Genomic DNA, 26469 nt, shown 5'->3' on the forward strand with positions numbered 1-26469 from the left:
AGCTACCGCTGCGCTGGCGGCTCCGGCTGCTCGTCGTCGTCGGAAGGAGCGTCGCCGGCTTCGCCAACGTCGTCGCCGCCAGCGTCGCCGGCTTCGCCAACGTCGTCGCCGCCAGCGTCGCCGGCCTCAGCTGCGTCGCCGGCCTCAGCTGCATCGACCGGGGCCTCGTCGGCCGGCGCCTCGGCGGCCTCCGCCTCACCGCCCGCGCCAGCCGGCTCGTCAGCGCGCTCGGCGTCGTCGAGCAGCTCCTGGAGCGCCAGGTCCATCTCGTCGAGCTCGCCGCCGCCCTGGAGCCGGGCGATGACGCGCGACGGGTCGTCGATGTCGGCGGCATCGGGCATCAGGTCGGGCTGGTCCCACAGCGAGTCGCGCACCTGCGGGCCCACCGCATCCGTCACCGCGCGCCAGAAGGCGGCCGCCTCGCGCAGCCGGCGCGGGCGGATCTCGAGGCCGACGAGGGTGCCGAACGCCTTCTCGGCGGGGCCGCCCGTCGCGCGGCGGCGGCGCACGGTCTCGGCGATCGCGTCGCGCTTGGGCAGCCGCGCTGTCGCCGAATCGGTGACCGCGTCGACCCAGCCCTCGATGAGCGCGATGGTCGACTCGAGGCGCGCGAGCGTCTCGATCTGCTCGGGGCTCTTCGGCGGGATGAGCGCGCCGTTCTTGAGCGCCTCGCGCAGCTCCTCGGGGTTCGTGGGGTCGAACGACTCGGCGAGCTCCTCGAGCTTGTCGATGTCGATGTGGATGCCCTCGGCGTACTCGCGCACGGAGGAGAGCACGTGCAGCCGCAGCCAGCGGGCATGGTGGAAGAGCCGCGCGTGGGCCAGCTCGCGCGCGGCCATCCAGATGCGCACCTGGTCCTCGGGGATCTCGAGCCCCTCGGCGGCCGTGCGGAGGTTGACGGGCAGCAGCGCGCCGTCCTGCGCCAGCAGCGGGAAGCCGAAGTCGCCGCCGGCGACCGTCTCGCCGGCGAGCTGCCCGATGACGTTGCCGAGCTGCATCGCGAACATCGTGCCGCCGACGTTGCGCAGGATCTTCTCGGCGCCCGCCAGCATCTCCTGCGCCTCCTCGGGCGCGTGCTCCTGCATCGCGCGGGTGAGGGCGCTCGCGATGCTGTTCGCCACGGGCTCGCTCAGCTCCTGCCAGACGGGCAGGGTCGCGTCGACCCACTGCTGGCGCGAGAGCAGCTGCAGCTCGCCCGCGGCGGCGCCGATGTCGGTCGTGTCGCCGAGCCACAGCGCGGCGAGGTCGACCGCCTGCCGCACGGCCTCGCGCTCGGCGCTGGTGACCGAGCCCGGGTCGCGCTGCACGACGGCGGCGGCCTGCCGCTGCGTCGCCGACCAGTCGATGCCGTCCTCGGTGCGCGACAGCGCCGCCTGCAGCTGCGCCATCAGCGCCTGCAGCTGCGCGGGGTCGGAGGGCATCCCCGCGGCGCCCGCGAGGCGGGAGGGATCGATGGGCCCCTCACCGGAGAGGAAGCGCTGCAGCATCTCGCGCAGCTCATCCTCGGGGCGACGGTCGTCGGGGTCCTCAGGCATGCGACTACGCTAGCCCCAGCATGTCCGAGCCTGCCGGGAATACGCCCATCCTGCCCTCCGCCGTCCGCGAACACCACGCGCGCCGGCCGCGGTTCGCCGACCTCCGTCCACGACGGATGCGTCGGGCCGGCTGGGCTGCGCTGGCGGCGGCGGGCGTGGGCTCGCTCGCGCTCGCCTTCGTCCCGTCGCCCTACGTGGTGGAGGTGCCGGGCCCGACGTTCGACACCCTGGGATCCACGGAGGCCGGCGAGCTGATCGTCGTCGAGGGCACCGAGACCTACCCGACCGAGGGCGAGCTGCGACTGCTGACCGTCGCCTACTTCGGCAACCCGCAGCGGCCGCTCTCCTGGGTCGACGTCGCGCAGTCGTACTTCGACCCGGCCGACTCGATCATCCCGATGGATGTCGCCTACCCGCCATCGGTGACGGTGCAGGAGGCCAACGAGGCCGGCCAGATCGAGATGCGCAACTCGCAGTCGGCGGCGATCGCCGCCGCGCTGATCCACGAGGGCGAGGAGGTGGTCAGCGACGTCCGCGTCGCGGGGGTGATCGCCGGCACCCCTGCCGACGGCGTGCTGCGCGAGGGCGACCGCATCGTCCGCGTCAACGGCGCGACCGCCTACGACGTCTGGTCGATCCGCGCGTCCATCGCGGCGGCCCCCGGCGCGAGCACCTTCGACATCGAGCGCGAGGGCCAGCCGCTGACGCTCGAGGTGACGCCCGCCGTCGACGGCGAGTCCCGCATCGTCGGCATCTACCCGTCGAACGAGTTCACGTTCCCGTTCCAGGTCGACATCCAGCTGCCGAACGTGGGCGGCCCCAGCGCCGGCATGATGTTCGCGCTCGGCATCATCGACGAGATCACTCCCGGCGCCATGACGGCGGGCACCCGCTGGGCAGGCACCGGCACCATCTCGGCCCTCGGCGAGGTCGGCCCGATCGGCGGCATCGTGCAGAAGATGCACGGCGCGGTCGATGCCGGCGCCTCGCACTTCCTCGCACCGGCCGGCAACTGCGCCGACGTCGTCGGCCATGTGCCCGACGGCCTGACGGTCTTCTCCGCGGCGACGCTCGACGAGGCCGTCACGGCGATCGAGACGGTCGCGATGAACGCCGACACCTCGGGGCTGCCCACCTGCGGCTGATGCTCGCCGCACTGGCCGGGTGCTCATAGGGACGACGGATACGATGGCGGCACTGCCCGACCAGCCCTCTTGGAGCAACACGACGTGTCCGCGTACCCCGAACGACCCATGCCGACCACTGCTCCGAGGAGGCAGAGGCCTTCGCCCCTGCTGATCACGGTGCTGATCGTGGCGGCGATCATCGGAGCGTTCGTGCTCTTCTCCGGCTTCTACGCTGATGTGCTCTGGTTCGACCAGCTCGGGTTCCTGCAGGTGCTGCAGACGCGCTGGGTCTCGATGCTGGTGATGTTCCTCATCGGCTTCGTCGCCATGGCGGTGCCGCTGGCGATCAGCGTGCAGGTGGCCTTCCGCTCGCGGCCGGTCTACGCGCAGCTGAACTCGCAGCTCGACCGCTACCAGGAGCTCGTCGAGCCGCTGCGCAAGGTCGGCATGTGGGCGGCACCGGCGGTGCTGGGCCTGTTCGCCGGCATCGCCTCGGCCTCGCAGTGGGAGACGGCGCAGCTGTGGCTCAACCGCCAGAGCTTCGGCGAGGTCGACCCCCAGTTCGGCCTCGACATCGGCTTCTACGTCTTCGAGCTGCCGTTCTACCAGCAGATCATCGGCTTCACGCTCGCCGTGCTCTTCATCAGCCTCGTCGCGTCGCTCGCGACGGCCTACCTCTACGGCGCGATCCGCGTCACGGGCCGCGAGTTCCGCATCTCCCGCTCGGCACGCGTGCAGCTCGCCGTCATCGGCGCGCTCTACATGATCGCCCTCGGCGCCTCGATCTGGCTCGGCCAGTACGCCGCGCTCACGCAGACCTCGCAGGGCTTCCTCGCGACCGGCGCCGGCTACACCGAGGTGAACGCCACGATCCCCGGCGCGCAGATCATGGCGGGCATCGCGGCGCTGGTCGCCGTCTTCTTCATCGTCACGGCGGTCATCGGCCGCTGGCGCATCGCGATCGTCGGCACGGCGCTGCTGATCGCGGCATCGCTGGTGGTGGGCATCGCCTACCCGGCCATCGTGCAGCGCTTCCAGGTCGACCCGAGCCCGGTCAACTTCGAGACTGAGTACATCCAGCGCAACATCGACGCGACGCGCAGCGCCTGGGGCGTCGACGCCATGGTCGAGACCCCGTCCGACGCGCGTACCGACGCCGAGCCCGGCGCGCTCCGGGCCGACGCCGAGACGACTGCGAACATCCGCATCATCGACCCCGCGCTGGTCACCGATGCGTTCGCGAACCTGCAGGAGTACCGGCCGTACTACGGCTTCCCCGAGCAGCTCGACGTCGACCGCTACGAGATCGACGGCGAGACGACCGACACCGTGATCGCGGTGCGCGAGCTCGACCTGTCGGGCCTCGATGAAGACAGCTGGTACAACCGCCACATCCGCTACACCCACGGCTACGGCGTCGTCGCGGCCTACGGCAACCAGCGCGGCCCCGAGGGCCAGCCGGTGTTCCTCCAGGCGGGCATCCCCACCGATGGTGCGCTCGGCGAGTACGAGCCGCGCGTCTACTTCGGCGAATCCACGCCCGACTACTCGATCGTGGGGGCGCCGGAGGCGACCGATCCGGTGGAGCTCGACTATCCGCGCTCGACCGAGGAGGGCAGCGGCAACGCCGAGACGACCTTCACCGGCGAGGGCGGCCCGAAGCTCGACAGCATCCTCAACCGGCTCGTCTACGCGATGAAGTTCCAGTCCGAGCAGATCATCCTCTCCGACGCGGTGAACGACGACTCGCAGATCCTCTACGACCGCCACCCGCGCGACCGCGTCGCCGCGGTGGCGCCCTACCTGACGCTCGACACCGACACGTACCCCGCGGTCGTCGACGAGCGCCTGGTCTGGATCGTCGACGGCATGACGACCTCGTCGACGGTGCCGTACTCGACGCACCGCTCGATCGCGCAGACCATCGCCGACACCACGAACCCCGCCCCGGGCTTCACGGCAGACGACGTCGTCAACTACATGCGCAACTCGGTGAAGGCGGTCGTGGATGCGTACGACGGCTCGGTCACGCTGTACGCCTGGGACACCGAGGATCCGATCCTCAAGGCCTGGCAGCAGATCTACCCCGGCACCATCCGTCCGATGGAGGAGATGTCTGGCGATCTGATGAGTCACGTGCGCTACCCGGCCGACATGTTCAAGCTGCAGCGCAACATCCTCGGCGACTACCACGTCACGAACCCGGCCACGTTCTTCTCCGGCGACGACCAGTGGTCGACGCCCGCCGACCCGACGTGGTCGAACGAGCAGGTCGCAGCGCCGCCGCAGCCCCCGTACTACCTGACGATGTCGGTCGACGGGCAGGATCCGGCGTTCACGCTGTACTCGACGTTCATCCCGCGCGATGGTCGTGAGGTGCTCTACGGCTACCTGTCGGTGAACGCGGATGCCGGAGGCACGGCAGGGGAGGTGGCCGACACCTACGGCCAGCTCACGCTGCAGATGCTGCCGAAGGACAGATCGATCCCTGGCCCCGGTCAGGTGCAGAACACCTTCGACACCGATGACGAGGTCTCGCGCGAGCTGAACCTGCTGCGCCAGGGCGCGTCCGACGTGCTGAACGGCAACCTGCTGACGCTGCCGGTCGGCGGCGGCCTGCTCTACGTGCAACCCGTCTACCTGCAGTCGACCGGTGCCACCTCCTACCCGGTGCTGCGCAAGATCCTGGTGGCCTTCGGCGACGACATCGCCTTCGAGGACACGCTCGACGAGGCCCTCGACTCGCTGTTCGGTGGCGACTCGGGTGCTGATGCCGGCGACTCGGGCGTGGATCCGACGACCGAGGAGCCGACCGATCCTGGTGCCGAGCCCGGTGTGGACACCGACCTCGAGGCGCAGCTCGACTCCTCCCTGCAGGCGGCCGTGACGGCCATGCAGGAGCGCCAGGCGGCCTACGCCTCGGGCGACGTGGTGGCGGCTGCGGAGGCCGATGTGCGGCTGACGTCGGCGCTGCAGCAGGCGGTCGACATCTCGGCGCAGATCGACGGCACGGCCGTGCCCGAGGGCACGGCACCCGAGGGCGCGGCACCCGAGCAGTCGGCACCGGCCGAGGAGCCCGCTCCCGAGGAGTCGACCGCTCCGTAGCGGCCCGATTTGCCGAACCCCGCGGCACCTGGTAACGTCTCTTCTTGTGCCGCGGGGTGGAGCAGCTCGGTAGCTCGCCGGGCTCATAACCCGGAGGTCGCAGGTTCAAATCCTGTCCCCGCAACAAGAAGTCCGCGTACTGCGGCACATGGAAGAGGCCCCCGCAAGGGGGCCTCTTCTGCATCTCCCGGGCAACCGAGCAGGGTCCGGGCGCCGATTCGTCTCTAGGCTCGCGCCATGGCACGCTTCTCGTTCTCCCGCTCCGTCGACATCGCAGCCCCTCGAGAGCGAGTGCACGCGTTCGTCGACGACTTCCACGAGTGGACCGCCTGGTCGCCCTGGGAGGGCGTCGATCCCCGGCTCGAGCGCCGCTACTCCGGCGCCGAGCGGGGCACGGGCGCCGAGTACGGCTGGAGCGGCAATCGCCGGGCCGGCCAGGGCTCGATGCTGATCCGCTCCTCGTCGCCGGAGCGCATCGACGTCGAGCTGCGCTTCACGAAGCCCTTCAAGGCGACGAACGACACCCGCTTCGACTTCGCCGACACCCCCGGCGGCACGCGCGTGACCTGGACGATGTCGGGCGAGAACCGCGGCCTCTCCGCGCTGATCTGGAAGCTGATGCCCATGGAGCGCGAGCTCGGCAAGCAGTTCGAGCAGGGCCTCCGCGACATGAAGGCGGCGGCGGAGTCCGGGCGGGCGTGAGCGGCGCCGCCAAGGCGTGACCCGCGGCACGGGGGCCGGGCGTCGCACCCGTCTCGCCGTGCGCGGCATCGCCCGCGCCGCCCGCGCCTCGGGGCAGGCTGCGACTGACGGGGCCTACTCGAAGAGCCCGCCGAGGCCGCCGCCGCTCGAGCCGCCGCCGTTGGAGCCGGAGATCTGCTGCCGGCCCTCGCTCGGCTGCACGACCACGAACCCCGGCCCGTGGAACGCGAGCTGGAACGCCTCGCCGGTGCCGCCGCGCAGCAGCGAGCGCATGTTCATCGAGTTCACGACGCTCGGCTGCAGGTTCGACGACCAGCACACCGCCGCGTTCGGGTCGACGAAGGTCGGCTGCCGGGAGCAGTCGAGCAGCAGCGGATTGCCCTCGCACGAGATGCCGACGGTGCCGACGCCGCCGAGCTCGAGGTTGAAGAGGCCGCCCGCCATCATGTTGCCGCTGCGCAGCATCTTGATGTCCCACTGCAGGTTCGGGTCGAAGGCGAGCAGGTTCTTGCCGCTCACCGACAGGCCCTCGTTCTCGAGCTGGACGGTGAACACGTTCGCCGCATCCCGCGCCAGGAACACCTCGCCCTGCCCGCGGATGCGCATGAGCGGGGCGCCCTCGCCGGTGACGAGCTTCTTCAGCATGCGCGCGGCGCCGGCGCCCTCGTGCTGGAACTCCATCTGGCCCTGGTAGGCGACCATGGCGCCCTTCGCGGCGAGCACGTCGCCACCGTTCGAGACGCTGATGCGCAGCATCTTGCTCGACTGCTTCACCCACCGCTCGGTCGACTGCGTCTCCTGATTCGCCTCCGCGAACAGCTCGGATCTCATGCGTCCCCCTCCAGGGCGTGCTCGAGCCTGACGACCTTGCCGTCGAGCTCGCCTGTCCATCCGGGTCGGATGTCGGCCTTCAGGACGAGGGATGCGCGCGGCGTGTGGGCGAGCACGGCGTCGGTCGCGCGCCGCACGACGTCGAACACCTCGTCCCACTCGCCCTCGATCGTCGTGAACATGGCGTCGGTGCGGTTCGGCAGCCCGCTCTCGCGGACCACGCGCACGGCGGCGGCGACCGCGTCGTGCACCGAGCCGTCCTCGCCCGCGGTGCCTGGTGCAACGGAGAATGCGACGAGCATCCTGCTCCCTTCGTCTCCGCGATCCTTGCACCGCGATCCCTTGCGCGCCACGCCCCGCCGTACCCTGGTCGCATGAGTGCCGCGCAGCCCCTCCTGCTCGCCGCCGCCGTGCAGCTGGCGCCGACCGTGGACGTCGACGCGAATCGCGCCGCCGCGGCCGCGTGGATCGATCGCGCCGCGGGCAGGGGAGCGCGGCTCATCGTGCTGCCCGAGTACGCCCAGCACTGCTCCAACGACCTCGCGACGACGGCGCCGGCCGCCGCGGAGGACCTCGACGGACCCTTCGTCGCGATGCTCGCCGAGCGCGCGGCCGCGCACGACGCCCTCATCGTGGCGGGGCTCGTCGAGCGGGTCGACGGCGGTGTCTCCAACACGGTCGTCGCCGTCGACGCATCCGGGGTCCGTGAGGCCTACCGGAAGGTGCACCTCTACGACGCGTTCGGCTCTCGCGAGTCCGACTGGCTGACGCCGGGGGACGTGGCGCAGACCCCGGTGGTCGAGGCGCTCGGCATGCGCATCGGCATCGAGACCTGCTACGACCTGCGGTTCCCCGAGACCACGAGGAGACTGGTGGATGCGGGGGCCGACGTCATCGTCATCCCCGCAGAGTGGGTGCGGGGCCCGCAGAAGGAGCGCCACTGGACGACGCTCGTGACCGCGCGCGCCATCGAGTCGACCGTGCACATCGTGGCCGCCGACCAGGCGCCGCCGCTGGGCGTCGGCTGCTCGCTCATCGTCGACCCGATGGGCATCCCGCTCGCGGCGCTCGGCGACGGCGAGGGCATCGCGATCGCGCCGATCGACCCCGCGCTGACGGCGGCGACGCGTGAGCGCAACCCGTCGCTGGCGAATCGGCGCTACCGGATCGCCTGACGACCTGAGGGCCTGACGCTGTCAGGCGACGGGGAGCGTCGCGTCCTTGAGGCCGGCGAGCCGGTCGGCGGCCTGGTGCAGCATGTCGTCGGACTTGCAGAAGGCGAAGCGCATCGTCGAGCGCAGGTCGCGCCGCGACGGCCGCGCGAGCGCCGACAGCGGCACGCCGACGACTCCCACCAGCTCCGGCATCCGGCGGGCCAGCTCGGTGGCGTCGGTGATGCCGAGCGGCGCGGCGTCGGCCAGCACGAAGTAGCCGGCCATCGCCTCGTGCACCGTGAAGCCGGCTTTGCGCAGGCCGCGGGTGAGGATGTCGCGCTTGCGCGCGAACGACTGCACGATCGTGTCGTAGTGCTCGTCGGCGAGCCGCAGGCCGACCGCGACGGCCGGCTGGAAGGGCGCGCCGTTCACGAACGTCAGGTACTGCTTGACCGCCCCGATCTGGGCGATGCGCTCGGGCGTCGACATGATCCAGCCGACCTTCCAGCCGGTGACCGAGAAGGTCTTGCCGGCCGACGAGATCGAGACGAGCCGGTCGCGCGCGGCCTCGAAGCTCGCCACCGGCACGTGGCGCTCGTCGTAGACCAGGTGCTCGTAGACCTCGTCGGTGACGATGATCGCGTCGCGCCGCTCGGCGATGCGCACGATGTGCCGCATGACCTCCTCGCTGAACACCGCGCCGGTCGGGTTGTGCGGGGAGTTGACGATGATCATGCGCGTGCGCGGGCTCGTCGCCCGCTGCAGGCGGTCGGGGTCGGGCTGGAAGTCCGGTGCGGCCAGCGGCACCGGCACCAGCTCGGCGCCGGCGAGCGCCGCGACCGCCGCATAGGCGTCGTAGTAGGGCTCGAAGACGATCACCTCGTCGCCCGGCTGCAGGTAGGCGAGCATCGTGGCCGCCAGCGCCTCGGTCGCCCCCGCGGTGACCAGCACGTCGCCGCGACCGAGCCCGATGCCGTAGAAGCGGCGCTGGTGCTCGATGATCGCGTCGATCAGCTCAGGGGCGCCCCTGCCCGGCCCGTACTGGTTGCGGCCGTGGTCGATCGCGTGCTTCGCCGCGTCGAGCACGGCGCGCGGGCCGTCCTCGTCGGGGAAGCCCTGCCCGAGGTTGAGCGCCCCCGTCCTCGATGCCAGCGCCGTCATCTCGGCGAAGATCGTCGGCGCGAGCCGGCCATCGGTGCCGAGCAGTCCGGCGCCCGCTGCGGTGCGCTGCCAGGGTGCCTGCTCCATGGCCCCGACGCTACTCGCTCCGCCGGGTGTTCCGAACGGCCGACATGGCAGTCGCATGGCAACCGCATGGATTCGGGTGGCACGCTCGAAGCATGACGAACCCGTACGACCCTGCCCAGCACCCGGGCGGCAACCAGCCCGCAGGGCAGAGCCCTGTGCCGAACCCGATGGCGCCGCGACAGAGCCAAGACCAGCCGAGCGCAGGTCAGCCGAGCGCAGCCCAGCCCGAGTGGCAGCGCTGGCAGAGCCCCGCGCAGCAGTCGAGCACGCCGGCGCCTGCCGCGAGCCCCTACGCAGCGCGACCCTCCGCGCCGTTCGCGAGCCCGTCCACCGGCTCCAACGGCTACGGCGCCTACGGCAACGGTGCGTACAGCAACGGCGGCTACAGCGACGCGCAGCCGACGGCCGCGTTCGGGCAGCCCGGGTCGACGCCCTCGTACGACACACCGACGACCCGCTCGGCGACCGCGCAGGCCGAGCCCCCCCGCCGTCGCGGCGGGCTGATCGTCGGCGGGCTGCTCGCGGCGGCCCTGCTGGGCGGTGCCGCGGGCTTCGGCGGCGGCGCGCTGGCGGGGATGCAGCAGGACGGGCAGACCCAGTCGGCGCCGGCGAGCAGCGGCGTCACGGGCGACACGGTGTCCGATCCGGGGACCATCGCCGACGTGGCGGCGACGGCGGGCCCGTCGGTCGTCACCGTGCAGGCGGTCTCGCAGTCGGGCAGCGGAGAGGGATCCGGCGTCGTCATCGCCGAGGGCGGCTACATCGTCACGAACAACCACGTCGTCACGCTCGACGGCGCCACCGCCGACGCGACCATCACCGTCGAGACCAATGACGGGCGCCTCCTCGGCGCCACGATCGTCGGCACCGACCCCGTCGTCGACCTCGCGGTCATCCGCGTCGACGCCGAGCTGCCCGTCATCACGATCGCGTCGAGCGACGACGTCCGGGTCGGCGACACCGCCGTCGCGATCGGCGCGCCGCTGGGCCTGTCGAACTCGGTCACCGACGGCATCGTCTCCGCCGTCGACCGCGGCCTCCGCATCGCCTCGAGCGCGGCGCCCGACGACGAGCAGCAGTCGCAGCAGGAGCCCTTCGGCTTCTGGCAGGAGGACGGCGCGCAGGCGCCCCAGCAGGACATCTCGATCCCGGTCGTGCAGACCGACGCATCCATCAACCCCGGCAACTCCGGCGGCGCCCTGCTGAACGGGTCGGGCCAGCTGATCGGCGTGAACGTGGCGATCGCCAGCATGGGGCAGGAGGGCTCCTCCGGCTCGATCGGCATCGGCTTCGCGATCGAGGCGAGCCTCGTGCAGCGCGTCGTCGAGGAGATCATCGCCGAGGGCGAGGCCAGCCACGGACTCCTCGGAGCCACCGTGAGCGACGTCCGCGACGCATCCATCGGCACCGTGGGCGCGCAGATCCAGGAGCTCAGCGAGGGCGGCGCGGCCGCCGCGGCAGGCATGCAGGCGGGCGACGTGATCACCGAGATCGACGGCGCCCCCGTCACCAACGCGGTCGACGCGACCGCCCAGGTGCGCTCGCACGCCGCCGGCGCGACGGTCGCCATCACGTACCAGCGCGGCGGGCAGTCCGCCGACGTCGACGTGACGCTGGGCGAGCTGCCCTAGCCCGCTCGACCCTCGTCGGCCGGCGCGTCGCTCGGTGCCTCGGGCACCGGCGGCGCGCCGTGCTGATCAGGGGAGCCCACGTCGCGCAGGCCCGCATCGCCGACTGCGCCGTCTTCGGCGCCACGGCGCTCGCGGAGCCGTCGCAGTCCACCGCCGAGCCCCTCGCGCTCGATCTCGCGCGCCTCACGGATGCGCTGGCCGAGGCTCGGCCGCACCTCCTTGATGACGGGGGAGAGGAAGCCGTGGTGCTGCGTCGGCGCGGGACCGAACGCCTCGCGCGCGGCCTTCACGATGTCGCGGCCCAGGATGTTGTTGCCGACGCCGCCGATGACGGCGCCGATGCCGAACGGCATGGCGCGGCCGAGCATGCCCGCCCCGGTGTTGCGCGCCATCCGCTTGAGGAAGGCGCGACGCATCATGTCGATCACCTGCCCCATCGCGCCGCTCGGCATCGCCGTGGTGATCATCTGGCCCCAGAATGCGTTGCCCGCGGCGCCGCGGCCGAGCGCCTTCTCGGTGGCGCGCTTCACGAGCGCCTTGCCACCGGTGCCCAGCATCAGGCCCATCACGAGCGCCTTGGCGCGCTGCTCGTCCTCGACGGCGATGCCGTGCACCTCGGCGACGGCCTGCGCGAAGAACGCGCTCGCCTCGAGGAAGCCGACGGTCTCGGCCATCGTGAGGCCGACCGATGCGACCGTGCCGACGCCGGGGGCGACCGCGCTGGCGCCGACCGCGGCGCCGCCGCCCGTCACCGCCGCGAGGTACTGCTTCTCGAGCCGCCGGATCATCTGCTCCGGCGTCATCTCGGGGTGCTTCTTGCGCAGGCTGCGCAGGTGGTTGACCACCAGCGGCCGCTGCACGCCCAGGATGCGCTCGAGCGTCTTCATGAGCCAGCCCAGATCCTCGTCGCGTTCGATCTCCTGCATGGGATCCCCCTGTCCTCCGGGCGCCGGCACCGCAGGACCAGCGCGCAGGGCATCCTCTCGCGACTGAGCCGTGAAGCGGCTGAGCGTGGGATCATGGACGCATGACGACCACCCCTGGACCCGACACCGTGGGCACCGGCGGCAGCACCGACGTGCTCGACCGGGAGCTCGAGAAGCTGCTCAACGAGGAGTCGGTCGAGGACGGCGACCACGACCGCTTCTCGCACTACGTCAAGAAGGAGAAGATCCTGCAGTCGGCGCTCTCGGGCAAGCCGGTGCGGGCGCTCTGCGGCAAGAAGTGGACGCCGGGCCGCGACCCGGAGAAGTTCCCCATCTGCCCCACCTGCAAGGACATCTACGAGAAGCTCCGCTCGGAGTGACCGCTCGCCCCGCGACCGTGCGGGGCGGATGCGTCAGCGGAAGACGGTGGGCAGCACCGGTTCGCCCCGCGCCAGTCGGTGCGCCTCGCTCGGCAGCTCCGCCACCGACGCGTCGTGGCGCTGGCGCGCCAGCTCGACACCGGAGTGGCCGAGCCACTGCTGCTGGATCTCGCCGGCGACGACGAGCGGCACCTGCAACGGTCGCCCGGTCTGCGCCGCGGCCTCGACCACCAGCGGGTCGTCGGTGACGAGCACCGTCTCCTCGACGGCGACGCCGCCCGCGTCGAGCGTGCGCACCGCCGACTTCTCGCCCGGCTTCGACGCCTTGTCCTCGCTCTTCTTGCCGACGCCGACCCACTCGCCGTCGTCGCCCTGGCGCGAGACCAGCTTGTAGACCATGCCCGCCGCGGGAGCGCCCGAGCCGGTGACGACGCTCGTGCCGACACCGTACGCATCCACCGGGCTCGCCTGCAGGCCCGCGATCGCGTACTCGTCGAGGTCGCTGGTGACGGTGATGCGGGTGTCGGTGGCACCGAGCGAGTCGAGCAGCCGGCGCGCGTCGGCCGCCACCTCGACGAGGTCGCCGGAGTCGAGGCGGATGCCGCCGAGGCTCGTGCCCGCGACCTCGATCGCGGTGCGGATGCCCTGCTCGATGTCGTAGGTGTCGACCAGCAGCGTCGTGTCGACGCCCAGCACGTCGATCTGCGCCTGGAACGCCTCGGCCTCGGTGTCATGCAGCAGGGTGAAGGAGTGCGCGGCGGTGCCCATGGTGGGGATGCCCCACCGCGCGCCGGCGGCGAGGTTGCTGGTGGCGCTGAAGCCGGCGATGTAGGCGGCGCGGGCGGCGGCGACCGCGGCCTCCTCGTTCGCGCGCCGCGAGCCCATCTCGGCCACCGGCCGGCCCTTGGCTGCCCGGGTCATGCGGGTCGCGGCGTTGGCGACCGCCGAGTCGTAGTTGAGCACCGACAGGGCGACCGTCTCGAGCACGACCGCCTCGGCGAACGTGCCCTCGATGACGAGGATGGGGGAGCCGGGGAAGTAGAGCTCGCCCTCGGCATAGCCGCGGATGTCGCCCGAGAAGCGGTAGTCGGCGAGCCAGTCGAGCAGCTCGGGCGACACCACGTGGTTCTCGCGCAGGAAGCGCAGCTCGTCGTCGCCGAAGCGGAACTCGGCGACCCGCTCGAGGAACCTGCCGGTGCCGGCGACGACGCCGTAGCGGCGCGCGCCCGGCAGACGGCGCGCGAACGCCTCGAAGACGGAGGGACGGAACGCGGTGCCGGCGCGCATGGCGGCATCGATCATCGTCAGCTCGTAGCGGTCGGTCATGAGCGCGGTGTCGGTCACAGGGGCAACCCTATGCCGGGGCTGCTGCGGTGCAGGTAGCGTGGATCGGTGCATTCCTCACGACCGCTGCCCGCCGCCCGCCCGCTGCCGGAGGGCGTCGCGCTCCGCGAGCCGACGCCGGCCGACGCGCTCGCGTGGGCCACGTTCCTCGTGCACGAGCAGCAGCGCACCTACGCCGGGCAGCTGCCGGTCGACTTCGCCGAGCGCGGTCTCGAGCAGGCGAACGTCGCTGGCCTCGAGCACGTCTTCGCGAGCCCTAAGGACGCCGTGCGCCGCATCGCGTGGCTGGGCGACCGGATCGTCGGCCTAGCCGCGACGAGCGCTGCCCCCGCGCGCTGGGAGCGGGAGCTGGGGCTCGTGCCGCCGCCGGCCGACCGCGAGCTCGACCGCCTCTACGTCGCCGCCGAGATGCACGGCTCCGGGCTCGGAGCCGCCCTCTTGGAGGCGGTCGTCGACGAGCGCCCGCACTACCTGTGGCTCATCGACGGGAACGCCCGCGCCGCCCGCTTCTACGAGCGGCGCGGGTTCCGACACCTCGACGAGCAGATCTCGACCGGGCCCACCTGGGGCGGGATCCCGATGCACCGGATGCTCCGCAGCTGACCGCGGCCTCGCTCAACTGAGGTGCGCGAAGGCGACACCGCGATCGAGCAGCACTGGCAGAGCCTGCCGGAAGCCCTCCGCAGCGCCGCCGCCGGGCTGGTTCATGTGCGCGATGACGATGTCGCCGGGCGCTGCCGAGCCGAGCGCCGCGGCGACCTGATCGGCACTGAAGGTGGCGCCGGCGTCGCCGTTCACCGAGAACCCGACGATCGAGCGGCCCAGCATCCGCGCGGCCTCGACGGCCACGTCGTCGGTGAACGCCGTGCCCGGCCGCATCAGCACCGAAGGTGCACCGGTGTGCTCGAGGAACCAGGCGTCGGCGGCCACGATCTCATCGACGGCCTCAGCGAGCGACGCGGTGCCGCGGATGCCGTAGGCCGACTGTCCGGAGACCGAGAGCGGCAGGTGGCGGCTGCCGTGGCTCGCGAGCGCGAACAGCGGCTCTGCCGCGAGATCCTCGGCGAGCGAGCGGTTGACGTCGATCCACCGGGCGTTGAGGAAGAGCATCGCGGGCACGTCGAGCTGGCGCAGCACGTCGAGCAGCGCGACGTCGACGCCGCTCCCGTTGGGGCCGCCGCACGCGTCGAGCGTGAGCACGACGGCCTCGCCGTCGACCCGCACGAGATGGCCGGGCAGGTTGAGTCCCCATTGCTGCGGCGCGCGGTCGTCGAGGGCCTCGATCACCGAGGCCTGGGTCGCTCCCGCGAACTGCGACTCGGCGGCGGAGGTCGCTGCGGTGGTCGGCGCAGGGACAGCGACCGGCGTCGAGGTCGGCGTCGGGGTAGGGCCGCCGCTCGTCGGACGCGGGGCCGAGGGGCTTGGACTCGGGTCGGCGGGCGCCGGGTCGGACAGCGGGCTGCAACCGGCGAGGGCCAGCACGCCGAGCACCACGGCGGTGCGCCGGGTCATCTCGGGAAGCCGTGCTTCCCAGACTTCGCGGCCGCTGCCCTGCATGCCCGGAGTCTATGCACGGCAGCGGCCGGCACCCGGCGCGACGCACGGGTGCCGGGTCGGCGTCAGTCGAGCAGCCCCTCCTCCTCGAGCCAGGCCGCCGCGATGTCTGCGGCCGGCGACTCCTCGACGGTGCTGCGGCGGTTGAGCTCGATGAGGGCCTCCGACGTGAGCGCGGCGCTCACCTCGTTGACCGTCGCCTGCGCCTCCGCGTCGACCTTGTCGCTCGCGATCGGCACGACGTTCGACGAGAGGAACAGGCCCTCCGGATCCTCGAGCACGACCAGGTCGTTCTCGGCGATCGTCGGGTCGGCGGTGTAGACGATGGCGAGCTGGATGTCGCCGTCCTGCAGGGCGCGGATCGTCAGCGGGCCGCCGCCGTCCTCGATCGGCGTGAAGGCGACGTCGATGCCGTAGAACTCCGACAGACCCATCGGGCCGTTCGGGCGGCTCTCGGCCTCGGAGTTGGCACCCATGGTGAGCGGCACGTCGACGTTCGCCAGGTCGGCGACCGTGGTCAGGTCGTACTGCTCGGCGAACTCGCGGGTGACGACATAGCTGTCCTGGTCGGTGGCGGGCGCCTGGTCGAGGATCGTGAGGCCCTCGGGGGCGGCCTCGACGAGCGCGTCGTAGACCTCGTCGCTGAGCCGCTCCTCGGGCTCGGGCGACCAGTACTGCAGCAGTGGCCCGGTGTACTCGGGGAACAGGTCGATCGCGCCCGACTCGATCTCGGGCATGTAGACCTCGCGCTGGCCGATGCGCAGCTGCCGGTCGATCGTGTACCCGTCGGCCTCGAGCGCCTGGGCGTAGAGCTCGGCGATGATCTCGCTCGAGTAGTAGTCCTGCGAGCCGACGACGAGCGTGGTGCCGTCGCCGCCGGCCGCCGGGGCGGCGGTTTCGCCCTCGGCGAGTGGGTCGGCGCTGGCGCAGCCGGCCAGCACGAGGCCGCCTGCGGTGAGGGCTGCGAGGGCGATGCCCGCCCTGCGGATGTTGCGTGTCATGCGTGGATCCTCTCCTGTGCGCCTTGGGGTGCGCGATGAGCCTTGGCGCCGGAGCGCGCTCGGTGGGGTTCGGCGCGGCGGGCAGCCGCGGATTGGGCGAGCTGGAAGCCGAGGTCGACGACCAGCGCGAGCAGGCCGACGAGCAGCGACGCGCCCAGCATCATGTCGTACTGCTGGGTCTTCACGCCCTCGAAGAACGGGCGGCCGATGCCCGTGTTCGCGACGTAGGCGGCGAGGGTCGCCGTCGAGATCACCTGGAGGGCCGCCGAGCGCAGGCCGCCGATGATCACTGGGGCGGCGAGCGGCAGCTCGACGGCCTGCACGATCTGCCACTCGGTCATGCCGACCGCTCGCGCGGCGCCGATCACCGGCCGGTCGACCGACTCGACCCCGGCGTAGGCGCCCGCGAGCACCGGCGGGAGCGCCAGCACCAGCAGCGCCAGGAACGGCGCCTCCAGCCCGATGCCCAGCGCCAGGCCGAAGATCGTCAGCAGGCCGAGCGTCGGCAGCGCCCGTGCGCCGCTCGACACGGCGATCACGAGCGCCCGGCCACGCCCGGTGTGGCCGATCCAGATGCCGGCGGGGATGCCGATCACGGCGGCGGTCAGCACGACCGCGGCCGAGAACCCGAGGTGCTCGAGGATGCGCTGGCCCAGGTTGCCGGCGCCCGTCCAGTTCGCGGGGTCGAGGAGCCAGGCGATCGCCTCGACGAAGAGGTTCATGCGCGCACCGCCCGCAGCCACGGCATGGTCAGCCGCCCGGCGAGCACGCACAGCCCGTCGAGGGCGAACGCGACCGCGACGGTCAGCACGATGCCGGTGAGGATCGACGCCTCGATGCCGCGCTGGAACCCGTCGGTGAAGAGCGTGCCGAGGCTCGAGATGCCGATGACGGCGCCGACCGTCACGAGGCTCACGGTCGACACCGTCACCACCCGCAGCGACGACAGCAGCACCGGGCCGGCGAGCGGCAGCTCGACCTTCCAGAACATCGCCCAGCGGGAGTGCCCGGTCGCGGCGGCGGCCAGCCGGACGTGCCCGGGGACGGAGGCGAACGCATCCGCCGCACCGCGCACCAGCAGCGCGCAGCCGTAGACCGTGAGCGCGGTGATCATCGTGGCGGGGGAGCGCAGCGAGAAGCCGGTGATCGCCGGGATGATGATGAACATCGCCAGCGACGGGATCGCATAGAGCAGGCCGGTGCCGGTCAGCAGCGGGGTGCGCAGCCTGGGGCTGCCGGCCGCGAGGCGGCCGAGCGGCACCGACAGCAGCAGCGCGAGCAGGATCGGCGGGATCGCGAGCAGCAGGTGGTCGACCAGCAGGTCGCCCACGATGTGCAGGTTCTGGCTGAGCCAGGTCATCCGGCCAGCACTCCCGCCGGGCGCCCGTCGCCGTCGACGACAATGCTGCGGCCGTCGACATCGCGGATGCTGAGGGTGCGGCGGGCGCTCTCGGCACCCACGAAGCTGGAGACGAACGCATCCGCCGGCGAGGCGAGGATCTCGGCGGGGGTGCCGCGCTGCGCGATCTCGGCGCCGGTGCGCAGCACCAGCACCTCGTCGCCGAGCGCGAACGCCTCGTCGACGTCGTGCGTGACGAACAGGATGGTCTTGCCGAGCTCGGCCTGCAGCGCCCGCATCTCGGCCTGCAGCTGGTCGCGCACGATCGGGTCGACGGCGCCGAAGGGCTCGTCCATGAGCAGGATGTTCGGGTCCGCCGCCAGCGCGCGCGCGACGCCGACGCGCTGCTGCTGGCCGCCGGAGAGCTGCGCCGGGTAGCGGTCCGCGAGCTTCGGGTCGAGGCCCACGCGCTCGAGCAGGCCCAGCGCCGCCGCGCGCGCCTCGCGGCGGTTCCTGCCCTCGAGCACGGGCACGGTCGCCACGTTGTCGGCGACCGTCCGGTGGGGCAGCAGGCCGCCCGCCTGCAGCACGTAGCCGATCGAGCGGCGCAGCCGCACCGCGTCCATCGAACGCACGTCGACGCCGTCGATCGAGACGGTGCCGCTCGTGGGCTCGACCATGCGGTTCACCATGCGCAGCAGGGTCGTCTTGCCGGAGCCCGAGGAGCCCAGCAGCACGACCACCTTGTGCGAGGGCACGACGAGGCTGAATTCGCCGACCGCGGTGGTGCCGTCCGGATACTGCTTGCGCACGCTGTCGAACTCGATCACGCGTGACTCCTCACGTCGGCGGGGTGCCGACAATACCGCTCGCCGCTGACACGGGGCACGGGCACTGCAGCGCCCGCGACTAGGCTTGCCGTCGTGCAGCGCCCGATCGGAGTCTTCGACAGCGGCGTCGGCGGGCTCACCGTGGCGCGGGCGATCATCGACCAGCTGCCGAACGAGTCGATCACCTACATCGGCGACACCGCCAACGGCCCCTACGGGCCGCGCGACCAGGCCGAGGTGCGGCACCTCGCACTCGACGTGCTCGACACGCTCGTCGGCCAGGGCGTGAAGATGCTCGTCATCGCCTGCAACACCGCCACCGCCGCCGTCTACGACCTGGCCGTCGAGCGGTACGAGCGGGGGATGGGCATCCCCGTCATCGCGGTCATCGAGCCGGCCGTGCGCGCGGCCGTCGCGCAGAGCCGCTCGGGTCGCATCGGCGTGATCGCCACCGCCGGCACGATCGGCTCCGGCGCCTACCAGCGCGCCTTCGCCGAGGCCGGGGTGGCGCACGTCGCCGCCGGTGCCGCGCCGCGCTTCGTCGAGTTCGTCGAGTCGGGCGTCACCACCGGCGACGAGGTGCTCGCCGCCGCCCACGACTACCTCGAGCCGCTGCTCGCCGAGGGGCTCGACACGCTCGTGCTCGGCTGCACCCACTACCCGCTGCTCGCCGGCGCGATCGGCTACGTCGCCGGCCCCGACGTGCGGCTCGTCTCGAGCGCGGAGGAGACCGCGGCCGACGTCTACCGGATCCTCAGCGACCGGAAGATGCTCGCCGCGCCCGGCACCGAGCCCGTCTACGAGTTCGAGGCGACCACCGAGGCGCAGGGCCCGTTCCTGCGGCTCGCGCGGCGCTTCCTCGGACCCGAGGTGACGCACGTCGAGTTCCACCAGACCGGGGTCATCACGCTCCCCGGCCGCACCGACTGAAGGAGACCCCCGATGGCACGCAAGGACGGCAGGCAGCTCGACCAGCTGCGCGAGGTCACGATCGAGCGCGGCTGGAGCCAGCAGGCCGAGGGGAGCGCCCTCATCTCCTTCGGCGGCACTCGGGTGCTGTGCACCGCATCCGTCATGCCCAATGTGCCGCGCTGGATGATGGGCAAGGGCAAGGGCTGGGTGACCGCGGAGTACTCGATGCTGCCGCGCTCGACGAACGAGCGCATGGACCGCGAGAGCGTCAAGGGCCGCGTCGGCGGCCGCACGCACGAGATCTCGCGCCTGATCGGGCGGAGCCTGCGCGCCGGCGTCGACATGCGGGCGCTCGGCGAGCTGTCGATCGCGATCGACTGCGACGTGCTGCAGGCCGACGGCGGCACCCGCACCGCGGCGATCACCGGCGCCTACGTGGCGCTCGCCGACGCGATCTCGTGGGCGCAGGGCCAGGGCCGCGTGCCCAAGAGCGCGAAGCCGCTCATCGACACCGTGTCGGCCGTCTCGGTCGGCATCGTCGACGGGGAGCCGATGCTCGACCTCGCCTACACGGAGGATGTGCGGGCCGGCACCGACATGAACGTCGTCGCCACCGGCCGCGGCCTGCTCATCGAGGTGCAGGGCACCGCGGAGGGCGCGCCGTTCGACCGCTCCGAGCTGAACGCGCTGCTCGACCTGGCGCTCGCCGGCACGGCGACCCTCACCGAGCTGCAGGTGGCCGCGCTCGCCGAGACGCGGGCCGCATGACCAGCCTCGGCTCGACCGGCATCGATGCGGTCGGCGGCGGACTGCAGGTGGTCGTCGCGACCCGCAACCCGCACAAGGTCGAGGAGCTCGGCCGCATCCTCGCGCCGCTGCTGCCGGGCGTCGAGCTGCTGCCCGACAGCGGCCCGGAGCCGGTCGAGGACGGCGACACGTTCGAGGCCAACGCGCTCATCAAGGCGCGCGCGGCGCACGAGCGCACGGGTCTGCCGGCGCTCGCCGACGACTCGGGCATCGAGGTCGATGCGCTCGACGGCGAGCCGGGCATCCACTCGGCCCGCTACGCCGGCACCCGCGTCGACCGCGACAACCTCGAGCTGCTGCTCACGAACCTCGGCGACCGCGCCGACCGCGGGGCGCGCTTCGTGTGCGCTGCGGCGTGGGTCGACGGCGACGGCGAGACCGTCGTGCGCGGCGAGTGGTCGGGCGAGATCGCGGATGCGCCCCGGGGCGCCGGCGGGTTCGGGTACGACCCGATCTTCCTCCCGCACGACGCCGGCGGCCGGGCCGCCGCCGAGCTGAGCCCCGAGGAGAAGGACGCGCTGAGCCACCGGCGGATCGCGTTCACGGCGCTCGCGGAGCGCATCGCGCGCGGCTGACTCGGCAGCCGGCTCCCCGGCCGCGCACGCTCATCGCGGTGCGGTGGGATGCGCTGCTCGCCTGGTCGCTGCTCGCCTGGTCGCTGGGCGTCACGGTGCTCGCGTCGATGGTCGGGTGGTGGCGGCGTTCTGGATGGACATCTCCCCGGGCGGGGCCGTGGTGCTCACGCAGGGCCTGGCGTTCGGGCTAGCGTTGCTGTTCGGGCCCCGCCGGGGGCTCGTCTTCCGGTGGGCGAGAGCGAGGCGTCATGCAGTCGACAGCGGCTGAGGACTACGTCAAGGCGGTCTACCACCACACCGAGTGGCAGTCCGAGCCGATCACGCCGTCGCAGCTCGCGACGCGACTCGGCCTGGCGAACTCGACGGTCACCGAGATGGTGAAGAAGCTGAGCGCCGCGGGCCTCGTGCACCACCGCCCGTACGGCGCGATCGAGCTCACCGACGCGGGCCGGGCGCTCGCGGTGCGGCAGGTGCGCCGGCACCGCGTGGTCGAGACCTGGCTGGTCGAGCGGCACGGCTACGACTGGGACGAGGTGCACGACGAGGCCGAGATCCTCGAGCACGCGCTCAGCGACCGGCTGCTCGACTCGATCGCCACGTCGCTCGGCGACCCCGTGCGCGACCCGCACGGCGACCCCATCCCGGCCGCCGACGGCACGGTGACCAGGCCGGATGCGGTGCTGCTGGCGAGCGCGCGGGTGGGCCACGAGGGCACCGTCGTGCGCATCTCCGACGCCGACCCCGCCATGCTGCGGTTCCTCGCCGAGGCCGGGGTGGCGCTCGACGCGCCGCTCACGGTGCAGGGGCAGAAGCCCTACTCGGGCTCGATCAGCGTGGCGACCCCCACGGGACAGGTCGACCTCGGGCCCGACGTCGCGCAAGCGGTCTGGCTCAGCGCGTAGCCGAGCCCGCGCAGTGCTCGCGGCGGTCAGCGCTCGATGCCGTAGTGCCCGGTGTCGCTGAGGTCGAGCGTCTCGACCGCGCCGGTCGCGGTGCCCTCGCGGATCTCCTTCGCGACCTCCCGGCGCGACTGGATCGCGTGCCAGACGATCACGCCGATCGCCATCGCGACCACGGCCAGCAGCACGACGTCGATGTACTCGGTGACGAGGTCGGCGACGCCCGGGATGTGCGCGACGCCCCAGCCGAGCAGCGGCAGCCCCGCGCCCCAGAGGAGCCCGCCCAGCACGTCCAGCCTCAGGAACAGGGGCCACGGCATCCGCCCCACCCCTGCCGCGACCGGCATGAAGGTGCGCACGATGCCGATGAACCGGGCGATGATCACGGCCGCGGCGCCGTAGCGGATGAAGAAGCGGTTGGTGCGCTCGATCGTGCGATGCGAGAACAGGCCAGACGAGCGCCGCTGGAAGATCGCCGGCCCCGCCTTGTGGCCGATGAAGTAGCCGAGTTGATCGCCGGCGACCGCGCACGCCCAGATGCACAGGCACACCAGCCAGATGGGCTGCGGGATGTCGCCCGTGAACGAGAGCACGCCGGCGACGACGAGCAGCGTGTCGCCGGGCAGCAGGAAGCCCACGAGCAGGCCGGTCTCGACGAAGACGATCGCGCAGACCAGCAGCAGCGCCCACACGCCCGCGCCCTGGATGAGCCCCTCGACGTCGATGAGGAGCTCGGTGGAGAGGGGAGGCATGGTCGCTCCTTCGCGAGGTGCCGCCGCTGGGACGGCCGCTGAGTGCGGGAGAGGGGACTTGAACCCCCACGCCACAAGGGCACAGGAACCTAAATCCTGCGTGTCTGCCAATTCCACCACTCCCGCGTGGATGACGGGATTCAGCGTACCGGCGCAGCGGCATGTCGAACGGCAGGGTGGCGATGGCAGAGTGGGCCCATGCAGATGCGCGCGCTCGTGACGGGGGCGTCGGCGGGGCTCGGCGCGGAGTTCGCCCGGCAGCTCGCGGCCGACGGCTTCTCGCTCGTGCTGGTCGCGCGCCGCGAGGAGCGCCTGCGCGCGCTCGCGGCCGAGCTCTCGGCCGCCCGCCCGGGTACCCAGATCGAGGTGCTGGTGGCCGACCTCACCGACGCGGCAGGCCTCGAGCGGGTGGCGGCGCGCGTGGCGGCCGCCGACCGGCCGATCGACGTCTTGGTCAACAACGCCGGCTTCGCGGTCTCGGAGCCCTTCCACGCATCCGCCATCGACGACGAGCGGGCGATGCACGAGCTGCTCTCGTGGGTGCCGCTGCGGCTCGCGCACGCGGCGCTGCCGGGCATGCGAGCGCGCGGCCACGGCGGCATCCTGAACGTCGCGAGCATGGCCGGGCAGCTGCCGACCGGGTCGTACGCGGCGGCGAAGGCGCAGGTGATCGCGCTCTCGCGCTCGCTGCACGCCCGCTACCGGCGCGATGGCGTGAGCGTGACCGCGCTGCTGCCGGGCTTCGTGGTCACCGAGTTCCACGATCGCATGGAGATCGAGCCGACCGCCGTGCCGCGGGCGGCGTGGGCGGATGCGTCTGCGGTCGTCCGCGACGGGCTCCGCGGCCTGCGCAGGCGGCGCGCGGTCGTCGTGAGCGACTGGCGGTACCGGCTGGCGGCGCCGCTGCTGCCGCTCGTGCCCGACCGGATGGCGGCCGGGTGGGGGCTCGCGGGCCGCCTCGAGGACTGACGGAACGGGAAGAAGGAGGAGCCATGGAGATCATCAGCGCATCGCTCGCGGCGCTCGCGAAGGCCGAGCCGCTCGAGGCGGGCAAGGTCGCCACACGCGTGCTCTCGCACGACGCGGCCGCGACCATCATCCACGTCGGGCTGGGCGCCGGCGGCGAGCTCGACGACCACCGGGTGCCCGGGCCGATCCTGCTGGTCGGGCTCGACGGCACCGCGACGGTCACCGAGGGCGAGGCCTGCGCGCAGATCGAGGCGGGCGGCATGCTGCGCATCGACGAGCACGTCATCCACCGCCTCCGCTCCGACGAGGGCGCCAACGTGCTGCTCGTGCGCCTGCCGAAGGCTGCTGGGTGACCGAGCGCCTGACCGAGCGCACCGCCGTGACCGAGCGCATCGCCGTGCTCGGCGCGGGCGTCATGGGCGCTGGCATCGCGCGCGTCTTCGCTCGCGCCGGCCACGAGGTGCGGGTGTTCGACGTCGACCCGGCGGCCGCCACCCGCGCCGCCGAGTCGGCCGGCGCATCCGCCCACGACACCGTCGAGGCCGCCGTCGTCAGCGCCACCGTGGTGCTCGAGGCGGCGCCCGAGCGGCTCGAGCTGAAGCTGGCGCTGCTGGCGCAGATCGAGGCCGCGAACGCCGATGCCGTGATCGCCTCGAACACCTCGTCGATCGGGGCGGATGCGCTCGCGGCCGGCATGCGGGACCCCTCGCGGCTCGTGATCGCCCATTTCTTCAACCCCGCCGACACGGTGCCGCTCGTCGAGGTGGTGCCGGGGCCGGCGACGCCGCAGGCGACCGTCGACCGGATGGTGGCGCTGCTCAGCGAGGCCGGCAAGGTGGCTGTGCCGCTCGCGCAGCAGGTGCCCGGCTTCATCGCGAACCGGCTGCAGGCGGCGCTCTACCGCGAGGCGATGCACCTCGTCGAGCTGGGCGTCGCGAGCCCGGCGCAGGTCGATCAGGTCGTCACCGCCGGCCTCGGCCCGCGCTGGGCGCTCGCGGGCCCGTTCGAGGTGATGGACCTCGGCGGCCTCGACGTGTGGACGAGCGTGACTGATGGCATCTTCCCGAGCCTCGGCGACGCATCCGCCGCCCCCGACATGCTTCGCGAGCGTGCCGATCGGGGCGAGCTGGGAGCGAAGACGGGGCAGGGATTCCTGCCGAGAGATGCGGATGCGTCGGCCCGGTTCGCGGGCAGGCTGCGGTCGCTGATCGACGCGCGCGACGGCATCGTGGAAGTTCCTTCGAATTTGGAATAGATTGCGTCGCTGCGGGTTGTCTCAAGGGAGTGGGCGACGAGCCACGCCGCCCGTGACGGAAGGATCCGAAGATGACGTTCCCGGTTCTTGAGGGCAAGGTCGCGATCGTGACCGGCGCAGCCATGGGCATGGGCGAGGCGACCGCTCGCCTGTTCGCCGAGGCGGGCGCGAAGGTGGTCGTCGCCGACTTCAACGAGGAGAAGGGCGAGGCCGTCGCGGCCGAGATCCGCGCGAACGGCGGCGAGGCGTTCTTCGTGCAGGTCGACATCTCGAAGGGCGAGCAGGTCGAGGCGATGGTCGCGCAGACCGTCGAGCACTACGGCCGCCTCGACGTGGCGGTTAACAACGCCGCGCTGACCCCCGATCAGGGGCTGGTCTCCGAGATCGACGAGGCCTACTGGGATCGCCTCATGTCGGTCGACCTGAAGGGCACCGCGCTGACGCTCAAGTACGAGCTGCGCCAGATGCTCGCGCAGGGCGACGGCGGCTCGATCGTCAACATCTCGTCGACGTCTGGCTTCCGCGTGCAGCCGATGACGGTCGCCTACAACGCCGCCAAGCACGGCGTGAACGCACTGACGAAGACCGCGGCGGTCGAGAACGGCCCGCACGGGATCCGCGTGAACTCGGTCGCCCCCGGCGCCGTCGACACGCCGATGCTGCGCGGCGCCATCGAGCAGTTCGGCCTCGACCCGAACGAGTACCCCAAGCAGCTCTCGGCGCTGCACCGCTTCGCGCAGCCGGCCGAGATCGCGCAGGCGAGCCTGTGGCTGGCCAGCGACGCCTCGTCGTATGTGACCGGCACGACCCTGCACGTCGACGGCGGATACACCGGCGCCATGTGACCCTTTCGGCGACGGCGTGGGCGTGGCACCGTGGGGCGCATGACCGAACCCATCCGAGCCATCTACTTCAACGGCACGCTCACGCCCTCGCCGGGCGACAGCCACACCGACCTCCTCATCGAGGCCAGCGCGAGCATCCTGCGCGGCCAAGGTGTGGAGGTCGAGGTCGTCAGGGCCGTCGACCACGCGCTCGCGCCGGGCGTGCAGCCCGACATGACCGAGCACGGCGCGAGCGAGGACGCCTGGCCCGCACTCTGGCAGCGGGTGCTGGCAGCCGACATCATCGTGCTCGCCACGCCGATCTGGCTGGGCGACGCATCGAGCGTCACCCGCCGCGTGATCGAGCGGCTCTACGCCGAGTCGGGCGAGCTGAACGACCAGGGCCAGTCGATCTTCTACGGCAAGGTCGCCGGATGCCTCGTGGGCGGCAACGAGGACGGCATGAAGCATGTGGCGCGCGAGGTGCTCTATGCGCTGCAGCACATCGGCTGCACGATCCCGCCGCAGGCCGACGCCGGCTGGGTGGGCGAGGCGGGGCCCGGCCCGAGCTACGGCGACGAGCTCGACGACGGCTCGCACGCGGGGGCCGACAACGACTTCACGAAGCGCAACGTCACGATCATGGCGTGGAACCTGCTGCACCTGGCGAAGATGCTGCGCGGCGGCATCCCCACCGAGGGCAACGACCGCAACGCCTGGGAGCGCGGCGAGCGCTTCGGGTTCCAGAACCCCGAATACCGGTAGCCCC

General features: G+C 72.3%; 28 protein-coding genes and 2 tRNA genes. 17 read left to right on the forward strand and 13 right to left on the reverse strand.

Annotated elements, in window-relative coordinates; translation table 11 throughout:
- Positions 1-2: 2 nt before the first annotated feature.
- A complete protein-coding gene (locus Q9250_RS06150) occupies positions 3-1535 on the reverse strand; it encodes a zinc-dependent metalloprotease (protein ID WP_306233709.1) in 1533 nt (510 codons plus the stop codon).
- Between the two features lie 20 nt (positions 1536-1555).
- Here Q9250_RS06150 and Q9250_RS06155 point away from each other — a divergent pair, with 20 nt between their 5' ends.
- The 4 genes from Q9250_RS06155 to Q9250_RS06170 all read left to right on the forward strand — a co-directional run bounded on the left by Q9250_RS06155 (position 1556) and on the right by Q9250_RS06170 (position 6469).
- A complete protein-coding gene (locus Q9250_RS06155) occupies positions 1556-2680 on the forward strand; it encodes a YlbL family protein (protein WP_306233710.1) in 1125 nt (374 codons plus the stop codon).
- 108 nt (positions 2681-2788) lie between these two features.
- Positions 2789-5767, forward strand: coding sequence for a UPF0182 family membrane protein (locus Q9250_RS06160; protein ID WP_306233711.1), 2979 nt, complete (start codon positions 2789-2791; stop codon positions 5765-5767).
- 50 nt (positions 5768-5817) lie between these two features.
- A tRNA-Met gene (locus Q9250_RS06165) sits at positions 5818-5891 on the forward strand.
- A gap of 113 nt (positions 5892-6004) precedes the next feature.
- Positions 6005-6469 (forward strand): SRPBCC family protein, encoded by a 465-nt coding sequence (locus tag Q9250_RS06170; protein ID WP_306233712.1) that lies wholly within the window; start codon positions 6005-6007, stop codon positions 6467-6469.
- A 114-nt stretch (positions 6470-6583) separates the two neighbouring features.
- Here the strand turns inward: Q9250_RS06170 and Q9250_RS06175 are convergent, their stop codons facing one another.
- Together Q9250_RS06175 and Q9250_RS06180 are read right to left on the reverse strand one after the other, a co-directional pair.
- Positions 6584-7300, reverse strand: coding sequence for an AIM24 family protein (locus Q9250_RS06175; protein ID WP_306233713.1), 717 nt, complete (start codon positions 7298-7300; stop codon positions 6584-6586).
- Positions 7297-7602, reverse strand: a complete 306-nt coding sequence (locus Q9250_RS06180) for a thiamine-binding protein (protein WP_306233714.1) — start codon at positions 7600-7602, stop codon at positions 7297-7299. Before Q9250_RS06180 ends, Q9250_RS06175 begins: the two co-directional genes overlap by 4 nt.
- A 72-nt stretch (positions 7603-7674) precedes the next feature.
- On the opposite strand from Q9250_RS06180, the gene Q9250_RS06185 reads away from it, so the two are divergent.
- Positions 7675-8475 carry a carbon-nitrogen hydrolase family protein gene (locus tag Q9250_RS06185; RefSeq protein ID WP_306233715.1) on the forward strand — a complete coding sequence of 267 codons (801 nt, stop codon included), beginning with the start codon at positions 7675-7677 and terminating at the stop codon, positions 8473-8475.
- A gap of 21 nt (positions 8476-8496) precedes the next feature.
- Here the strand turns inward: Q9250_RS06185 and Q9250_RS06190 are convergent, their stop codons facing one another.
- Complete coding sequence (locus Q9250_RS06190; RefSeq protein WP_306233716.1) at positions 8497-9702, reverse strand: aminotransferase class I/II-fold pyridoxal phosphate-dependent enzyme; 1206 nt, start codon at positions 9700-9702, stop codon at positions 8497-8499.
- 92 nt (positions 9703-9794) lie between these two features.
- Between Q9250_RS06190 and Q9250_RS06195 the strand changes: the two genes are divergently transcribed.
- Positions 9795-11333 carry a S1C family serine protease gene (locus Q9250_RS06195; RefSeq protein ID WP_306233717.1) on the forward strand — a complete coding sequence of 513 codons (1539 nt, stop codon included), beginning with the start codon at positions 9795-9797 and terminating at the stop codon, positions 11331-11333.
- Here the strand turns inward: Q9250_RS06195 and Q9250_RS06200 are convergent.
- Complete coding sequence (locus Q9250_RS06200) at positions 11330-12259, reverse strand: hypothetical protein (RefSeq protein WP_306233718.1); 930 nt, start codon at positions 12257-12259, stop codon at positions 11330-11332. The two genes, Q9250_RS06195 and Q9250_RS06200, sit on opposite strands and share 4 nt — an antisense overlap.
- A 101-nt stretch (positions 12260-12360) precedes the next feature.
- On the opposite strand from Q9250_RS06200, the gene Q9250_RS06205 reads away from it, so the two are divergent.
- A complete protein-coding gene (locus Q9250_RS06205; RefSeq protein WP_306233719.1) occupies positions 12361-12639 on the forward strand; it encodes a DUF3039 domain-containing protein in 279 nt (92 codons plus the stop codon).
- A 33-nt stretch (positions 12640-12672) separates the two neighbouring features.
- Here Q9250_RS06205 and Q9250_RS06210 read toward each other — a convergent pair whose 3' ends face one another.
- Positions 12673-14037, reverse strand: coding sequence for a nicotinate phosphoribosyltransferase (locus Q9250_RS06210; protein WP_422665082.1), 1365 nt, complete (start codon positions 14035-14037; stop codon positions 12673-12675).
- On the opposite strand from Q9250_RS06210, the gene Q9250_RS06215 reads away from it, so the two are divergent.
- Positions 14032-14586, forward strand: a complete 555-nt coding sequence (locus tag Q9250_RS06215) for a GNAT family N-acetyltransferase (RefSeq protein WP_306233721.1) — start codon at positions 14032-14034, stop codon at positions 14584-14586. The two genes, Q9250_RS06210 and Q9250_RS06215, sit on opposite strands and share 6 nt — an antisense overlap.
- 12 nt (positions 14587-14598) lie before the next feature.
- On the opposite strand, the gene Q9250_RS06220 is transcribed toward Q9250_RS06215, so the two are convergent.
- The 5 genes from Q9250_RS06220 to Q9250_RS06240 all read right to left on the reverse strand — a co-directional run bounded on the left by Q9250_RS06220 (position 14599) and on the right by Q9250_RS06240 (position 18707).
- Entirely contained in the window at positions 14599-15540 is a 942-nt protein-coding gene (locus Q9250_RS06220) for a polysaccharide deacetylase family protein (protein WP_306233722.1), read from the reverse strand.
- A gap of 62 nt (positions 15541-15602) precedes the next feature.
- On the reverse strand, positions 15603-16538 hold the full coding sequence (locus tag Q9250_RS06225) for an ABC transporter substrate-binding protein (RefSeq protein ID WP_306233723.1): 936 nt from the start codon (positions 16536-16538) through the stop codon (positions 15603-15605).
- Positions 16535-17260: an ABC transporter permease gene (locus Q9250_RS06230; RefSeq protein WP_306233724.1), complete on the reverse strand. Its 726-nt coding sequence runs from the start codon at positions 17258-17260 to the stop codon at positions 16535-16537. Before Q9250_RS06230 ends, Q9250_RS06225 begins: the two co-directional genes overlap by 4 nt.
- The gene (locus tag Q9250_RS06235) at positions 17257-17898 is read right to left on the reverse strand and encodes an ABC transporter permease (RefSeq protein ID WP_306233725.1); all 642 of its coding nucleotides are present in this window, start codon (positions 17896-17898) and stop codon (positions 17257-17259) included. The genes Q9250_RS06230 and Q9250_RS06235 overlap by 4 nt, the downstream gene beginning before the upstream one ends.
- Positions 17895-18707, reverse strand: coding sequence for an ABC transporter ATP-binding protein (locus tag Q9250_RS06240; protein WP_306233726.1), 813 nt, complete (start codon positions 18705-18707; stop codon positions 17895-17897). The genes Q9250_RS06235 and Q9250_RS06240 overlap by 4 nt, the downstream gene beginning before the upstream one ends.
- Before the next feature lie 93 nt (positions 18708-18800).
- Between Q9250_RS06240 and murI the strand changes: the two genes are divergently transcribed.
- The 4 genes from murI to Q9250_RS06260 all read left to right on the forward strand — a co-directional run bounded on the left by murI (position 18801) and on the right by Q9250_RS06260 (position 21903).
- Entirely contained in the window at positions 18801-19637 is an 837-nt protein-coding gene (murI, locus tag Q9250_RS06245; protein WP_306233727.1) for a glutamate racemase, read from the forward strand.
- Positions 19638-19649: 12 nt separating this feature from the next.
- A complete protein-coding gene (gene rph / locus Q9250_RS06250) occupies positions 19650-20387 on the forward strand; it encodes a ribonuclease PH (protein ID WP_306233728.1) in 738 nt (245 codons plus the stop codon).
- Complete coding sequence (rdgB, locus tag Q9250_RS06255) at positions 20384-21001, forward strand: RdgB/HAM1 family non-canonical purine NTP pyrophosphatase (RefSeq protein ID WP_306233729.1); 618 nt, start codon at positions 20384-20386, stop codon at positions 20999-21001. The genes rph and rdgB overlap by 4 nt, the downstream gene beginning before the upstream one ends.
- A 248-nt stretch (positions 21002-21249) precedes the next feature.
- Positions 21250-21903, forward strand: coding sequence for a metal-dependent transcriptional regulator (locus Q9250_RS06260; RefSeq protein WP_306233730.1), 654 nt, complete (start codon positions 21250-21252; stop codon positions 21901-21903).
- Positions 21904-21929: 26 nt separating this feature from the next.
- On the opposite strand, the gene Q9250_RS06265 is transcribed toward Q9250_RS06260, so the two are convergent.
- Together Q9250_RS06265 and Q9250_RS06270 are read right to left on the reverse strand one after the other, a co-directional pair.
- Complete coding sequence (locus Q9250_RS06265) at positions 21930-22652, reverse strand: DedA family protein (RefSeq protein ID WP_306233731.1); 723 nt, start codon at positions 22650-22652, stop codon at positions 21930-21932.
- Between the two features lie 43 nt (positions 22653-22695).
- Positions 22696-22778 (reverse strand) — tRNA-Leu (locus Q9250_RS06270).
- A gap of 72 nt (positions 22779-22850) precedes the next feature.
- Here Q9250_RS06270 and Q9250_RS06275 point away from each other — a divergent pair.
- The 5 genes from Q9250_RS06275 (at position 22851) to Q9250_RS06295 (ending at position 26465) form a co-directional block, all read left to right on the forward strand.
- Positions 22851-23621 (forward strand): SDR family NAD(P)-dependent oxidoreductase, encoded by a 771-nt coding sequence (locus Q9250_RS06275; protein ID WP_306233732.1) that lies wholly within the window; start codon positions 22851-22853, stop codon positions 23619-23621.
- 23 nt (positions 23622-23644) lie between these two features.
- Positions 23645-23974 carry a cupin domain-containing protein gene (locus Q9250_RS06280; RefSeq protein WP_306233733.1) on the forward strand — a complete coding sequence of 110 codons (330 nt, stop codon included), beginning with the start codon at positions 23645-23647 and terminating at the stop codon, positions 23972-23974.
- Positions 23971-24876, forward strand: coding sequence for a 3-hydroxyacyl-CoA dehydrogenase family protein (locus Q9250_RS06285; protein WP_306233734.1), 906 nt, complete (start codon positions 23971-23973; stop codon positions 24874-24876). Before Q9250_RS06280 ends, Q9250_RS06285 begins: the two co-directional genes overlap by 4 nt.
- Before the next feature lie 71 nt (positions 24877-24947).
- A complete protein-coding gene (locus tag Q9250_RS06290) occupies positions 24948-25721 on the forward strand; it encodes an SDR family NAD(P)-dependent oxidoreductase (protein WP_306233735.1) in 774 nt (257 codons plus the stop codon).
- A gap of 39 nt (positions 25722-25760) precedes the next feature.
- A complete protein-coding gene (locus Q9250_RS06295; RefSeq protein WP_306233736.1) occupies positions 25761-26465 on the forward strand; it encodes a flavodoxin family protein in 705 nt (234 codons plus the stop codon).
- Positions 26466-26469 lie beyond the last annotated feature (4 nt).

It is taken from the genome of Agrococcus beijingensis (assembly GCF_030758955.1).
In the GTDB taxonomy this organism is placed as follows: Bacteria; Actinomycetota; Actinomycetes; order Actinomycetales; family Microbacteriaceae; genus Agrococcus; species Agrococcus beijingensis.